General features: G+C 71.4%; 13 protein-coding genes. 4 read left to right on the top strand and 9 right to left on the bottom strand.

Annotated elements, in window-relative coordinates; all coding sequences use genetic code 11:
• Positions 1-108: 108 nt before the first annotated feature.
• On the bottom strand, positions 109-1,023 hold the full coding sequence (locus ABZ016_RS20675) for an SDR family NAD(P)-dependent oxidoreductase (protein WP_356918087.1): 915 nt from the start codon (positions 1,021-1,023) through the stop codon (positions 109-111).
• A 106-nt stretch (positions 1,024-1,129) separates the two neighbouring features.
• Between ABZ016_RS20675 and ABZ016_RS20670 the strand changes: the two genes are divergently transcribed.
• The gene (locus ABZ016_RS20670; protein ID WP_356918086.1) at positions 1,130-2,056 is read left to right on the top strand and encodes a cyclase family protein; all 927 of its coding nucleotides are present in this window, start codon (positions 1,130-1,132) and stop codon (positions 2,054-2,056) included.
• Positions 2,057-2,534: 478 nt separating this feature from the next.
• Here the strand turns inward: ABZ016_RS20670 and ABZ016_RS20665 are convergent, their stop codons facing one another.
• From ABZ016_RS20665 to ABZ016_RS20650, 4 genes are all read right to left on the bottom strand, one after another.
• Complete coding sequence (locus ABZ016_RS20665; protein WP_356918199.1) at positions 2,535-3,014, bottom strand: ATP-binding protein; 480 nt, start codon at positions 3,012-3,014, stop codon at positions 2,535-2,537.
• Positions 3,015-3,523: 509 nt separating this feature from the next.
• The gene (locus tag ABZ016_RS20660; protein ID WP_356918085.1) at positions 3,524-4,411 is read right to left on the bottom strand and encodes an acyl-CoA dehydrogenase family protein; all 888 of its coding nucleotides are present in this window, start codon (positions 4,409-4,411) and stop codon (positions 3,524-3,526) included.
• Positions 4,408-5,541 (bottom strand): acyl-CoA dehydrogenase family protein, encoded by a 1,134-nt coding sequence (locus ABZ016_RS20655; protein WP_356918084.1) that lies wholly within the window; start codon positions 5,539-5,541, stop codon positions 4,408-4,410. Before ABZ016_RS20655 ends, ABZ016_RS20660 begins: the two co-directional genes overlap by 4 nt.
• Positions 5,542-5,550: 9 nt before the next feature.
• Complete coding sequence (locus ABZ016_RS20650; RefSeq protein WP_356918083.1) at positions 5,551-6,747, bottom strand: amidohydrolase family protein; 1,197 nt, start codon at positions 6,745-6,747, stop codon at positions 5,551-5,553.
• A gap of 103 nt (positions 6,748-6,850) precedes the next feature.
• Between ABZ016_RS20650 and ABZ016_RS20645 the strand changes: the two genes are divergently transcribed.
• On the top strand, positions 6,851-8,353 hold the full coding sequence (locus ABZ016_RS20645; protein ID WP_356918082.1) for an AMP-binding protein: 1,503 nt from the start codon (positions 6,851-6,853) through the stop codon (positions 8,351-8,353).
• A gap of 128 nt (positions 8,354-8,481) precedes the next feature.
• Here ABZ016_RS20645 and ABZ016_RS20640 read toward each other — a convergent pair whose 3' ends face one another.
• Both ABZ016_RS20640 and ABZ016_RS20635 read right to left on the bottom strand, forming a co-directional pair.
• Positions 8,482-8,994 carry an EF-hand domain-containing protein gene (locus tag ABZ016_RS20640; RefSeq protein ID WP_356918081.1) on the bottom strand — a complete coding sequence of 171 codons (513 nt, stop codon included), beginning with the start codon at positions 8,992-8,994 and terminating at the stop codon, positions 8,482-8,484.
• 168 nt (positions 8,995-9,162) lie between these two features.
• Entirely contained in the window at positions 9,163-9,543 is a 381-nt protein-coding gene (locus ABZ016_RS20635) for an STAS domain-containing protein (protein WP_356918080.1), read from the bottom strand.
• A 362-nt stretch (positions 9,544-9,905) separates the two neighbouring features.
• On the opposite strand from ABZ016_RS20635, the gene ABZ016_RS20630 reads away from it, so the two are divergent.
• Entirely contained in the window at positions 9,906-10,487 is a 582-nt protein-coding gene (locus ABZ016_RS20630; RefSeq protein WP_356918079.1) for a sigma-70 family RNA polymerase sigma factor, read from the top strand.
• Complete coding sequence (locus ABZ016_RS20625; RefSeq protein WP_356918078.1) at positions 10,484-11,839, top strand: zf-HC2 domain-containing protein; 1,356 nt, start codon at positions 10,484-10,486, stop codon at positions 11,837-11,839. Before ABZ016_RS20630 ends, ABZ016_RS20625 begins: the two co-directional genes overlap by 4 nt.
• Positions 11,840-11,938: 99 nt before the next feature.
• On the opposite strand, the gene purU is transcribed toward ABZ016_RS20625, so the two are convergent.
• Complete coding sequence (gene purU / locus ABZ016_RS20620; protein WP_356918077.1) at positions 11,939-12,820, bottom strand: formyltetrahydrofolate deformylase; 882 nt, start codon at positions 12,818-12,820, stop codon at positions 11,939-11,941.
• Positions 12,821-12,866: 46 nt separating this feature from the next.
• Positions 12,867-13,367, bottom strand: a complete 501-nt coding sequence (locus ABZ016_RS20615) for a hypothetical protein (protein ID WP_345662706.1) — start codon at positions 13,365-13,367, stop codon at positions 12,867-12,869.
• Positions 13,368-13,383 lie beyond the last annotated feature (16 nt).

Raw genomic sequence — 13,383 nt, 5'->3', positions numbered from 1 at the left:
TCGCCGCCTCGATGTCGATGTGCGGTGGGTGACGCCCTCAAGGGGCGCGGGGAACTGCGCGAACAACCACACACAACCCGCACCCGCCGACCGACACGCACCCCCGAGCTACTGGGCGTTGGGCCTGCGCCCCTCCCCCGCCGCCCTCTCCATCTCCCCGACCCGCTCCAGCATCGGCATCGGCTCCACCCCCACCGACCCGGGCAGAAACTCCGCGATCCGTTCCACGGTCCACCCCCCGGAGGCATACGCGGCACGCACCTCCCTCGGCTGCGCCCACACCGCGATCTTCGCCCCGGCGACCGTGTACACCTGCCCGGTGATCCCCTGCCGGGCGGCCTCCCCCGACAGCAGGTACACCACCAGCGCGGCGACGTCCTCCGGCTCCCCGATCTCCGCCAGCTCCATCGGCACCCCCGCCGACATCCGGGTCCGGGCGACCGGCGCCACCGCGTTCGCGGTCACCCCGTACTTGTGCAGCCCCAGCGCCGCGCTCCGCACCAGCGAGATGATCCCGCCCTTCGCGGCGCTGTAGTTGGCCTGCGAGACCGACCCCTGGTGGTTGCCGCTGGTGAACCCGATCAGCGTCCCCGCGCGCTGCTTCCGCATCACCGCCGACGCCGCCCGGAACACCGTGAACGTGCCTTTCAGATGGGTCGCGACGACCGGGTCCCATTCTTCCTCGGTCATGTTGAACAGCATCCGCTCGCGCAGGATCCCGGCCACGCAGACCACCCCGTCGAGCCGCCCGTACGACGACAGCGCCACGTCGACGACCCGCTGCCCGCCCGCCATGGTGGAGATGTCGTCGGCGACCGCCACCGCGTGTCCACCGGCCGCCTCGATCTCCTTGACCACCGCCTCGGCGACCTCACTCGTCGGCGAGGCACCGTCGACCGCCACGCCGTAGTCGTTGACGACGACCTTCGCCCCCTCGGCCGCCGCCGCGAGCGCGACCGCCCGGCCGATGCCCCGCCCCGCGCCGGTGACGGCGACGACCTTGCCCGCCAAGAAGTTCCCCACGCCCGGCCCCTTCCCGTCCCACGGTTTCTGACGGACCGTTAGATTTCGCAGACGTCCGAATTCTACGACCCGTCAGATACCGGAAGACAAGCCCCGGGGAGGACTCATGTCGCTGCCGGACGCGTTCCACGACATCGCCAAGCGTGTGAACAACTGGGGCCGTTGGGGATCCGACGACGAACTCGGGACGCTCAACCTGATCACCGACGAGGTCGTACGGGAAGCCGCGGCGACGGTCCGCACCGGGCGACGGATCCCGCTGGCGCTCCCCCTCCGGCGCGACGGCGTGCAGACGGGGATGATCCCGGGACGGATCGATCCGCTGCACGTCATGGTGCAGATCAACCAGGAGCTCTTCGGCCCGGGCACGGTGGCGTGCAGCGACGACGCCGTGACCATGGGACTCCAGGCGGCCACCCACTGGGACGCGCTGCCGCACGTCTCCCACTCGGGCCGGATCTACAACGGCCGGCCCGCGGACAGCATCACCCCGCACGGCGGAGCCGAGTTCAGCGGCATCGACAGGGTCCGGCGGCTCGTGTCGCGGGGCGTGCTGCTCGACGTCGCCCGCGCCCGGGGCACGGACCGGCTCGACGGCGGGTACGCCGTCACGCCCGAGGACCTGGACGCCGCCGAGGAGCTCGCCGGGACGCGGGTCCGGGCCGGCGACATCGTGCTCGTACGGACCGGGCAGGTCCAGGTCTGTCTCGCCGGGGACCGGCACGCGTACGCCTACCCGTCGCCGGGGCTGTCGATCCGGACCCCGGAGTGGTTCCACGCGCGCGATGTCGCGGCCGTCGCCAACGACACCCTCACGTTCGAGGTGTTCCCGCCCGAGGTGGAAGGCCTGTGGCTGCCGGTGCACGCCCTGCATCTCGTGGAGATGGGGATGCCGCAGGGCCAGAACTGGAATATCGAAGAGTTGTCCACAGCCTGTGGAGAAGCGGGCCGCTATGCCTTCCTGCTGGCGGCGACGCCCGAGCCGTTCACGGGGGCGACCGGGGCTCCGGTGGCGCCGGTCGCCGTCCTGTAGGCCCCGCCGGGTCTGCCTGCCGCCCCAGCCCGCTGAAGCTGGATGGCGGCGCCGCGCTGCTCGCCCCGAGCACGGCAGCGCGCGCCGCCACCCGACTCCGGCGCTCCCGCCCCGGCTCCCATGGCCCCGAGGAAGCCGACGCCGAGTCACGACTCACACTCGCCGAGGGCCTCCGTCCGGTGAGGTCCTCGCCGTCCCCTCACGGCGAATCGCTGAACACAAGCGTGAGCACATGGTCACGAGGCGTCAACACCCGTTCGGTGTTTTGTTACTTATGCGGCATTTACCGTAGGTGCGCACGGGAGCACGTCCCGGCGCATCGCGTCACGCCATGTCCAGAACGGCCACCCGGCCGTGCACCCGTGCCCCGGCCCGGCCGCAACCCCGCGTGGCATGTGCCGCCGCACGCCGCCCTCGCGGCCGCACACCGCCGTGCGCCCGGCAGTCACGGACCTGGCCCCGAGGACCTCCGGAGCCGCTACACCGCCTCGTACGCCAGCCCCTCGAAGGCGGTCCCGCCGCCGTACGCCACCGCACCGCCCCCGCACGCCGCCGCACCCTCGCGCGACTTCGTGCACCGGTCCAGTTCGCACCAGATGCGCTTGCCGGTGGCCTCGACGCTCCAGCCCCAGCGGTCGGCGAGTCCGTCGACCAGGGCGAGGCCCCGGCCGCCGGTCGCGTCGTCGTCCGCGCAGCGAGGCACGGGCGCCCGGCCGCTGCGGTCGGCGACCTCGAGACGGACGGTGATCTCCTCCGTCACCGCCGGCGGCAGGGACAGCAGCAGCACGGCGGGCCGGCCGGTGTGCACCACGGCGTTGGTGACGAGCTCGGAGACCAGCAGGATCACCGTCTCGGCGAGCGGCTCGTCGGCCTGTATGCCCGACCCGGCCAGGCGCGAGCGGGCCCACCGTCGGGCTCGTCCCACCTCAGCGGGGTCGGGCCGGATCTCCAGCTGCACTTGAAGCACCTGCACCGCTCACACCATCCGAACCGGCGGACACTTAGGCTCGCGCCTCACGAAGGCCACGATCGTAGCCATTTTCTGCATGGCCAGAACAACGGCCGGGACGAGGATCACGGAACGTGAATCCCTTGTGGGACAGCATGGTTGACGTACAGTCACCCCAACAAGCGCTTCGGGCATATTCCAGCGCGAAGGAGTACCCGTGCGGCATACTGTGCGACGCTCGCGGCGGGGAGTCGAACAGGCACCGGCACCGGGCCGCACCGCCGGGCGAGCAGCGGCTCGCATCGCCGGATCCGCAGTCGCCTCGGGGGCGACTGCGGCACGGAGCGTGTTCAGGACCACTCGCATCCCACACAAGGTACCCGAGGGGGCAGCCGACTCCGGGCCGTGACGAGTCACACAGAGGACACGACCCTGTATCAACTCTCCGTAATCCCGGTATGCCACGATCCGCGACATCCCCGTCGGCGTATTCGGCTGTGCCGCAGCCAGACGGCCTGTCAGGCCGTTCCGGCGGAGAGTTCGGCGGCGAGCAGCTCCTCACTCTCCGTGACGTCGCCCGTACGTTGAGTTCGAACCCATGCGCGTTTCAGATGCAGATGGACCTCGGACTCCCAGGTGAAGCCGATGCCGCCGTGCACCTGGAGACAGTCGCGGGCACCGCGCACGGCGGCCTCGTCGGCGAGCAGACGGGCGGCGGCGATGTCGACCGGGTCGGCCGTGACGGCCGCCGCGTAGACGGCGGCGCGGGCCGTCTCCGTCCGGACCAGCATCCCCGCGCACAGGTGTGCCACCGCCTGGAAGGCCCCTATGGGCCTTCCGAACTGTTCGCGCGCCCGGGCGTGTTGCGCCGCCAGTTCGCAGACCCGGCCGGCCGTGCCGAGCTGCTCGGCGGCGGTGAGGAGGACGGCGACGGGATCCGGGTCCGCGGCCAGGGCGCCCGGCACGCGGTGCAGGGGGGTCAGCGGGTCGAGGGAGCGCAGCGGTACGGCTCCGGCGGCGTCGCCGCGTACGGCGTCGGCCTGGACCAGCCACTCCACGAGCCCGCCGTCCACGGCCGCCACGACCGTCTCCCCGGCGGCCGCTCCCGGCACCGCACCGGCCGCGAGATGGGTGGCGACCAGCGGCCCGGGCAGCAGTGCCCGTCCCGCCTGCTCGAACACCAACACCGCCTCCGGCAGGCCGAGTCCGACCCCGCCCTCCTCCTCGGGCAGGCGCAACGCGAAGAACCCCGCCTCCCCGAGCGCCCGCCACAGTGCCCGGTCGAGCCGCTCGGGCGCGTCCACGGCCGCCCGGAGCGCTTCTCCGTCGAAGCGCCGCTCCAGCAGCCGCCGCATCCCCTCGCGCAGGGCCCGCTGATCGTCGTCGAGCCGGAACCGCACGGTCATCGTCCCTTCGGCAGGCCGAGGATCCGCTCGGCGATGATGCTGTGCTGGATCTGCGAGGTGCCGGCCGCGATGGTGTACGAGAGGGCGGACAGGCGGTCGAGGGTCCAGGGCCGGTCCAGGTCGAGGCAGTCGGGGCCGAGGACGTCGGCGGCGGCGTCGTAGAGCTCCTGCCGGGCGTGCGAGTACCGCAGCTTGAAGACCGAGCCGCCGACGCCCGGCACACCGCCCGACGCCTCCGCCGCGCTCACGTTCCACTGCGTCAGCCGCCACAGGGCCCGGAACTCGGCGTTGAGCCTGCCGAGCCGGCGCCTGAGGGCCGGGTCGTCCCAGCGGCCGTGTCTGCGGGCCTCGACGGCCAGTTCGGCCAGGACGCGCCGGCAGGCGACGACCTCGCCTGCGAAGGCCGTGCCGCGTTCGAAGGACAGCGTCACCATGGTCACGCGCCAGCCGTCGTTCTCGTCGCCGACCCGGTTGCCCACCGGCACCCGGACCTCGTCGAGGAACACCTCGGCGAACTCGGCCGACCCGGCGAGCGTGCGCAGCGGCCGCACGGTGATGCCGGGCGCGTCCATGGGCATGGCCAGCCAGGTGATGCCCCGGTGCCTGGGGGCGTCGGGGTCGGTGCGCACCAGGAGTTCACACCAGTCGGCGACTTCCGCGTGAGAGGTCCAGATCTTGGAACCGGTCACCACGTAGTGGTCGCCGTCGCGCCGGGCCCGGGTGCGCAGGGCCGCGAGGTCGGAACCGGCGTCCGGTTCGCTGAAGCCCTGGCACCAGACCTCCTCGCCGCGCAGGATCGGCGGCAGCCAGCGGTCCCGCTGGGCGTCCGTGCCCTCGGCGGCGATCGTCGGCCCGGCGTGCAGCAGCCCCACGAAGTTGGCGCCGACGTAGGGCGCTCCGGCCTTCTCGGTCTCCTCCAGGAAGATCAGCCGGGTGGTCGGGGAGGCATCCCACTGGACGCCGGCGTATCCGGCGTCGTACAGCCTGCGCTGCCAGCCGAGGTCGTACGCCCGCCGTCCCGGCCAGTCGGCGGGGGACGGCTTGGGCGGGAGGCCCGGGAGGGTCCGTGCGAGCCACTCGCGCAGCCGGGCCCGGAACTCCTCCTCCTCGGGCGTGTACGACAGGTCCATGAGCGGTCCTCAGCGGTCGAGGTCCAGGTCGAGCATCCGGATGGCGTTGCCCCGCATCAGCTTGTAGACCGTCTCGTCGTCGAGGCCCTCGACGTGGTCGAGGGCGACCTCTTTGGTGTGCGGGAAGGTCGAGTCGACGTGCGGGTAGTCGGTCTCGAAGGTGGCGTTGTCGCGACCGACGGTGTCGATCGACGCCACGCCGTGCTTGTCGCGGAAGAAGCAGCAGAAGATCTGCCGGTAGTAGTAGGTGGACGGCGGTTCGGGGATCGTGTCCCGCACCCCGCCCCAGGCGCGGTGTTCCTCCCACACGTCGTCGGCGCGTTCCAGGGCGTACGGGACCCAGCCCATCTGGCCCTCGGAGTAGGCCAGTTTGAGCCGTGGGTACTTCACCAGGACCCCGCTGAACAGGAAGTCCATCATCGAGGCCATCGCATTGTTGAAGCTGAGGGAGGCCTGGACGGCGGGCGGGGCGTCCGGGGAGGCGGCCGGCATCTGGGACGAGGACCCGATGTGCATGTTGACGACCGTGCCGGTCTCCTGGCAGACCGCGAAGAACGGGTCCCAGTAGCCGGAGTGGATGGACGGCAGCCCGAGGTGGGTGGGGATCTCGGAGAAGGTCACGGCCTTCACCCCGCGTCCGGCGTTGCGCCGGATCTCGGCGACCGCGAGGTCGACGTCCCACAGCGGGATCAGGCACAGCGGGATGAGCCGCCCGCCGCTGTCCCCGCACCACTCCTCGACCATCCAGTCGTTGTAGGCGCGCACGCAGGCCAGGGCGACCTCCTTGTCGTGCGCCTCGGCGAAGGTCTGGCCGCAGAAGCGGGGGAAGCTGGGGAAGCAGAGGCTGGCCTCGACATGGTTGAGGTCCATGTCCTTGAGGCGTTCCTTGGGGTCCCAGCAGCCGGGCCGCATCTCCTGGCGGGTGATGCCCTCCAGGGTCATCTCGTCCCGGTCGAAGCCGACGGCGGCGATGTTGCGTTTGTAGGGGAACTTCAGGTCCTCGTAGACCCACCAGTCGGTGGGCGGGCCGTCGGGGTCCATCGTGATCCGGTACTTGCCGCCGACGTAGGCGAGTTCACCGATGCCGGCGGTGAGCGGCCGGGGCCCGCGCTCCCGGTACCTGGCCGGCAGCCAGGTGTCGAACAGGTGGGCCGGCTCGATCACGTGGTCGTCGACGCTGATGATGCGGGGCAGTTCGGTCGCCATGGGTCCCCTCCGCCGGACGGTACTTATCTGATGGCTCGTCAGATAGCATCCCACCTGACGACCCGTCAGCCAAGAAGCGCAGCCGAGCAGCAGGGGGGCAGCCGTGAACGAGACCCCGCACACCCTGAGTTCGTCCCGCACCCTGTGGGAGCTGGTCACCCGCCGCGCCGCCCTCACCCCCGGCCGACCGCTCTTCCTCCAGGACGGGCCCACCCTGACCTTCGGCGCGCTGCACGCGCGTGCCGAGCGGGTCGCGGCCGGGCTCCACGGCATGGGCATACGCCCCGGCACGGTGGTCGCCTGGCAACTGCCCACCCGCATCGAGACGGCCGTGCTGTCCTTCGCGCTGGCCCGCATCGGCGCCGTGCAGACCCCGGTGATCCCCTTCTACCGGGAGCGGGAGGTCGGCTTCGCGCTGCGCGAGTCGAAGGCCGGGTTCTTCGCGGTGCCGGGCGAGTGGCGCGGCTTCGACCACACGGAAATGGCCCGGCGGCTGGGCGCGAAGGGCGTCTTCGAGGCCTACGACGACCTGCCGGACGGCGACCCGTCCGTACTGCCTCCCCCGCCCTCCGACGGCACGGCGGTCCGCTGGATCTACTGGACGTCCGGCACGACCTCCGACCCCAAGGGCGTGCTGCACACGGACCGTTCCCTGATCGCGGGCGGCTCCTGTCTCGCGCATGCGCTGCGCCCCTCGGCGGACGACGTGGGGTCGATCGCCTTCCCGTACGCCCACATCGGCGGGCCCGACTACACGGTGATGCTGCTGCTGTACGGCTTCCCGGCCGTGCTGTTCGAGCAGTTCGCGCTGCCGGAGGCGCTGGCGGCGTACCGGGAGCACGGGGTGACGATGGCGGGCGGGTCGACGGCGTTCTACTCGATGTTCCTCGCCGAGCAGCGGAAGCAGCCCGGGACTCCGCTCATCCCCTCACTGCGGCTGCTGGCGGGGGGCGGGGCGCCCAAGCCGCCGGAGCTGTACCACGCGGTCGTGCGCGAGATGGGCGTTCAGCTCACCCACGGCTACGGGATGACCGAGGTGCCCATGATCACCATGGGGGCGCCGGACGATGGTCCCGAGCTGCTGGCGACGACCGAGGGGCGGCCGCCGGAGGGCATGGAGATACGGATCGTGGACGGGGAGGTGCGGCTGCGCGGGGAGGCCGTGTGCCGGGGGTACCTGGACCCGGGGCAGACGGCGGAGGCCTTCGACGCGGAGGGGTTCCTGCGCACCGGCGACCTCGGGCGCCTGACGGAGACCGGGCACCTTGTCCTCACCGGCCGGCTGAAGGACGTGATCATCCGCAAGGGCGAGAACATCTCGGCCCAGGAGATCGAGGACCTGCTGCACCGGCATCCCGCGGTCGGGGACGTGGCGGTGATCGGGCTGCCGGACGCCGGGCGCGGGGAGTTGGTGTGCGCGGTGGTGGAACAGCCGCCGGGGGCCGGGGCCTTGACGCTCCCGGCCCTGACGGCCTACCTGCGCGCCGAGGGACTGTCGGTGCACAAGCTGCCCGAACGGCTCGAGGTGGTGGACGCCCTGCCGCGGGGCGAGACCCTGCGGAAGGTGCTCAAGTACAAGCTGCGCGAACGCTTCTCGGGCACCTGACCTCGTGCGGGCAGGTGCCCCAGGGGCGCGGGGAACTGCGCGAACAACCACGGACAGCCCGCAGCCGCCGTCCCTGAACACCCCTACGACGAAGGGGGGCCGACACCCTCCGGCGCGGACGCGTGGCCCTACTCGGGCACGGTGAAGTAGCGGGCGAAGGCCGGGACGACCTCCGGCTCGGCGACCTTGCCGTCGTCGTCCGCGTCGAGCGTGCCGGCAGCCGTTCTGGCGACGTCCTCGGGGACGCCGAGGCACTTCAGTACGCGGGCGGCCTCCTCAACCGTCGCGGCGCCGTCACCGTCGGTGTCGGCGACGTCCAGGGCCGCGTGCAGGAAGGGCCGGGCGATCTCGGCGAACCCGTCGGGGTTGTCGCGCAGGCGCTTGACCGCTCCGGTGACGAACTCCTCGCGCGTGATGCGCTGGTCGCCGTCGCGGTCCGCAATGCCCGCCATGCCCTGCCAGAACGCCTCCGCGCCGCCGTACAGCGCCTGTCCCTTGTCGGACCGGGCCGCGACGGCGAACTCCGAGAGCAGCGCCTTGGCCGCCCCCATGAAGTCCTCGCGGTCGATGTAGCCGTTGCCGTCCTGGTCGAAGGTGGCGAACCGGGCGGCGATCCTGCGCTCGTACTCGCTGCTGACCATGTCTCTTTCAGGCCGCCTTACGTCAGGTGGGGTGCGTCTCGCTCGGAGCGTACGACGGAGGGGGCCGTTCGGGCGCGGGAAAACGTCACTTGTGCCAAGACCGGGGGAATTCCAGGACAACCGCGTGTCAGAACAGCAACACTCGCCCTACCGTGCGTGACCGCCCCGTCATGCGGACAGAGGTTCGCCCTCGTCACCCAGGGCCTGGTCCACATCGCCGTACACGTCGAAGAGCCTGCGCACGCCCAGCGCACCGAGGACCCGGTTCACATGGGACCCGTCGGCCGCGCCCCGGGCGGGCAGCACCAGCCGCAGCCGTCCCTGGCACGAGCGGATCAGGCGACGGGCCGCGATGAGCACGCCGACACCGCTGGAATCGCAGAAGAACACCTCGGACAGATCCAGGACGAGACAGTGGTGCCCCTCGGCCACCACGTCGTGCACACGCTGACGCAGCACCGGCGACGTCACCAGATCCAGCTCGCCCGACACCTGGAGCAGAGCCCATTCGCCCTGCTCGCCGCCGGTCACATTGAAGGTCACCACCAAGCCCTTCGCTCGCCAAAACGGAAGCAGTCCCTACGCTTCCTTGCAGCGCGGCTGCCCAGCGGCCGTTCCCTGAAACACGACCCGAGAAACGGATACCTGGGAAAACAGGCTTGTTTTGGTCGGCTTCGATCCTGTTCGATCCTTATCAGACAGGTCTGATCGGCGGCCGGATGGGTAGGCGCGACCCCGACGACTCCGCACAGAAGCGCCGGCGGCCCCCTACCACCTGCGGCCGGTCAGGGGGCGCACATTGCCACAAAGGGGCGTGCGCTACCGGACGTGCCGACTACATTCGGGTAGACGTCGGCCACAGGCTGGACTCGGCACGGGCGCGGGACACGAGCAGGGGGTGAGGGAGCCGCATGGCGGAAAAAGAGGTACCGCCCCGCTGGGACCGCAAGATGCAGCAGCGACTGGCCCGCGGGGAGGCCGCCGCCCTCGGTGAGCTCTACGACCGCTTCGCCTCCCTCGTGCACGGCCTCGCGCACCGCGTGCTCGGCGACGAAGGCGCCGCCGACGGCATCACGCGCGAGGTCTTCATCCACGTCTGGGAACACCCGGACTCCTACGATCCCAAGCAGGGACCCCTGCGCACCTGGGTCGCCACGCTGACCCACCGGCTGGCCGTCCAGCGCCTGCGCGCCACCGAGACCGCGGCCCTCGCCCTGGAAGGCTCCGGCACCCCGGAGGAACTGGAGCACCGGGTGCGCCGCGCCTCCGTCGCCGCCCGGGCCGACTACATCGTCCAGTCCATGCCGGTTCCGCTGCGCTCGGCCCTGGAACGGGCCTACTTCCAGCGCCGCGACTACCGCCAGACCGCCACGGACCTCGGCATCACCGAGGACGAGGCCCGCCGCCGCCTCCGTCTCGGCCTGCAACTGCTGTCCACGGCCCACGACACCGAGGCACCGGGGGCACCGCCCGGATTCGGAGGTGCCGCGTGAACGGCCCGGACCGGTTCGAGGCGTTCGACGACGCGGGCGACGAGGGGCACGAAGGACACGAGGGACGCGAGGAGCCGGACAACACCCGGAACACTCAGGACGAGAACGGCATTCAGGATGCGCCCGGCGGTCCGCCCCGGATTCCCCTGCCCCGGGCCTCCGTCGAGGACAGCGGTCTGCCGCTGCCCGAACCCGTGGACCTCGCGGATCTCGTGGACACGGCGCCACCGCCCGTGTGGCCCGTGCTCGAACACCCCGTGCTGAAGTCCCTGCTCGGCGCCTGGGCGCTGGCCGCCTGCTCGGCCGAGGAGGCCACGGCGGTCGAGCAGCACCTCGGGGAGTGCGGCGCGTGCGCCGACGAGGCGCGGCGGCTGCGCGAGGCGGTCGGGCTGCTGCAACGCCCCGAGAGCCTCGACCTGGACCCGGGCCTGCGCACCCGCGTGCTGGAGTCCTGCCTCGACCGCCGCCCGCCGCGCATCCCGGTGCCGGACTGGGCAGCGGCCTACGACGCCGAGACGGCTCGCCTGGACGCCCTGCTCCAGGACTTCGGCGACGCCGAGTGGCACGCGCCGGTGCGGCTGCGCTGGTTCCGGGGCGACGAGGCGACCAGCCGCCGCACCACCGTCGCCGGGGTCATCGCGCATCTGCTCAGCGTCGACGGCCTGGTGGCGGTCGCGCTCGGCCTCGACGACCCGATGGGCGACGTCACGTCCCAGCGGCCGACCCCGGCCGCCCGCACCGAGGCGTACTGGCGCGCCTCCCACTTCCCGCCCACCCGCGCGGTGCGGGCGCCCTGGCGGGAGCAGAGCCACCACCTCGTCCGCACGGTGTCCTTCACGGGCAGCGGCGTCGGCAGGATGCCCGTGCCGTACGGCGACTTCGAACTGCCCCTGCACGACGCGATGCTCGACCGGGCCTTCGAGTGCTGGGTGCACGCGGGGGACATCGCGGACGCGGTGGACTACCCCTACGATCCGCCCTCGCCCCGCCATCTGCACCGCATGATCGACCTGGCGGCCCGCATGCTCCCGGCCGCCCTGGCCCATCGCCGCCGCACCGGTCTGGCCGCCCCCGCCCACCACCGCCACCTGGTCGCGGCCGGCGAACCGGGCCGCAGCCTCCGCCTGGAGATCGAGGGCTCGGGCGGCGGCGAGTGGCTGATCCCACTGGACTCCCCCGCGGCCAAGGGCTCCGCCGAACACGAGGTGGCCCACATCGCCCTGGACGGAGTCGAGTTCTGCCACCTGGCAGCAGGCCACGTGCCGCCACAGGAGGCGGCGGCGGGTCAGGTGGGAGACAGGGACGCGATCAGGGACGTCCTGTTCGCCGCCGCATCATTGAGCAGGATGTAGAACCGACTGCGGGGCGGGACGCCCCCTCAGGGGCGCGGGGAACTGCGCGAACAACCACACACAACCCGCACCCGCCTCCGAAGGGAAGGCCCCGAGCTCCTAGGCGAAAATCACAGTCCGCCGCCCATTGAGCAGAATCCTCCGCTCGGCATGCCACTTCACACCCCGAGCCAGCGCCTGGCACTCGACATCACGCCCGATGGCGACCAGCCCCTCCGGCGTCACGTCATGCCCCACCCGCTCGACCTCCTGCTCGATGATCGGCCCCTCATCAAGATCAGCCGTCACGTAATGAGCGGTCGCCCCGATCAGCTTCACACCCCGGGCGTGCGCCTGGTGATACGGCTTCGCCCCCTTGAAGCTCGGCAGGAACGAGTGGTGGATGTTGATGATCCGCCCGCTCAGCTGCTTGCACAGGTCGTCCGACAGCACCTGCATGTACCGGGCGAGCACGACCAGCTCGACACCCTCCTCACGCACGATGTCGAGCAGCCGCCCCTCCGCCTCCGGCTTGGTGTCCTTCGTCACCGGAATGTGGTGGAACGGGATGTTGTAAGAGCCCACCAGCTCTTCGAAGTCCGTGTGATTGGACACCACTCCGGCGATCTCCACCGGCAACGCCCCGGTCTGCGCCCGGAACAGCAGGTCGTTCAGGCAGTGCCCGAACTTGCTCACCATCAGCAGGATGCGCATCTTCTGGTCGGCCCGGTTGATCTGCCACTCCATCTGGAAGGAGTCACCGATCGCCGCGAAGCTGGCCCGCAGCTTGTCCAGGCTCACCGGAGCGTCCGCCGAGAAGTGGACGCGCATGAAGAACAGTCCCGTGTCGTGGTCGCCGAACTGCTGGCTGTCCTCGATGTTGCAGCCGGTCATGAACAGGTAGCTCGACACGGCGTGCACGATGCCCTTGCGGTCCGGGCAGGAAAGGGTGAGGACGTACTGATCGGCCGGGACGGCGGCGCTGGTGGACTGCTCGTTCATGCAGGACAGGGTCCCACAAGGAGCCACGCCGCCGGCAATCGTCCCGTCAGGCGGACCTGGTCATGATCCGTAGCACTTCGAGGCTACGGGGCGGGGTGTCCGGCTCCTCGCCGTCGCTCGCGGCGAGCCGCGCGTGGGCGTCCCGGGCCGCCCGGACCGCCTCCGGCCACGCCTGGTGTTCGAGGTAGGCCGCGACCGGCGCGTCCGGCCCGACCTGGTGCATGATCCGCAGCACCCGCAGCACGGCGGTGTCGACGAGGGCCGCCTCCTGCGAGTCGCGGAAGATCGTGCCGACGTACTTCTCGGCGGACCAGTGGTCCAGCCAGGTGTCCTCCACCAGGCGGTACACCGCGTCGGTCACGTCGCCGTAGCCGTCCACGCCGGCCAGCCAGACGTCCCGCTGGAAGACGGGATCGGAAAGCATGTGCAGCGCCGAGCGCACGTTGCTGCGCCAGCGCCACCACGGCATGTCATTGACAGGCATGCCGCCCATGGTGGATGAGCGACGGCCACGACGGGAAGAGTTCTCCGAAGCTTGCACGGTCATCGATCGTACGTTCCCC

This window comes from Streptomyces sp. NPDC006372 (assembly GCF_040612515.1).
Lineage (GTDB): Bacteria > Actinomycetota > Actinomycetes > Streptomycetales > Streptomycetaceae > Streptomyces.
The sequence above is the reverse complement of the archived record's forward strand: the minus strand, read 5'-3'. Positions and strand labels throughout refer to the sequence as shown.

Excerpts from the sequence above, each read along its gene's own strand:
- ABZ016_RS20670 (WP_356918086.1), top strand. The coding sequence starts at position 1,130 with ATGTCGCTGCCGGACGCGTTCCACGACATCGCCAAGCGTGTGAACAAC.
- ABZ016_RS20660 (WP_356918085.1), bottom strand. The coding sequence starts at position 4,411 with ATGACCGTGCGGTTCCGGCTCGACGACGATCAGCGGGCCCTGCGCGAG.
- ABZ016_RS20655 (WP_356918084.1), bottom strand. The coding sequence starts at position 5,541 with ATGGACCTGTCGTACACGCCCGAGGAGGAGGAGTTCCGGGCCCGGCTG.
- ABZ016_RS20640 (WP_356918081.1), bottom strand. The coding sequence starts at position 8,994 with ATGGTCAGCAGCGAGTACGAGCGCAGGATCGCCGCCCGGTTCGCCACC.
- ABZ016_RS20650 (WP_356918083.1), bottom strand. The coding sequence starts at position 6,747 with ATGGCGACCGAACTGCCCCGCATCATCAGCGTCGACGACCACGTGATC.
- ABZ016_RS20630 (WP_356918079.1), top strand. The coding sequence starts at position 9,906 with ATGGCGGAAAAAGAGGTACCGCCCCGCTGGGACCGCAAGATGCAGCAG.
- purU (WP_356918077.1), bottom strand. The coding sequence starts at position 12,820 with ATGAACGAGCAGTCCACCAGCGCCGCCGTCCCGGCCGATCAGTACGTC.
- ABZ016_RS20615 (WP_345662706.1), bottom strand. The coding sequence starts at position 13,367 with ATGACCGTGCAAGCTTCGGAGAACTCTTCCCGTCGTGGCCGTCGCTCA.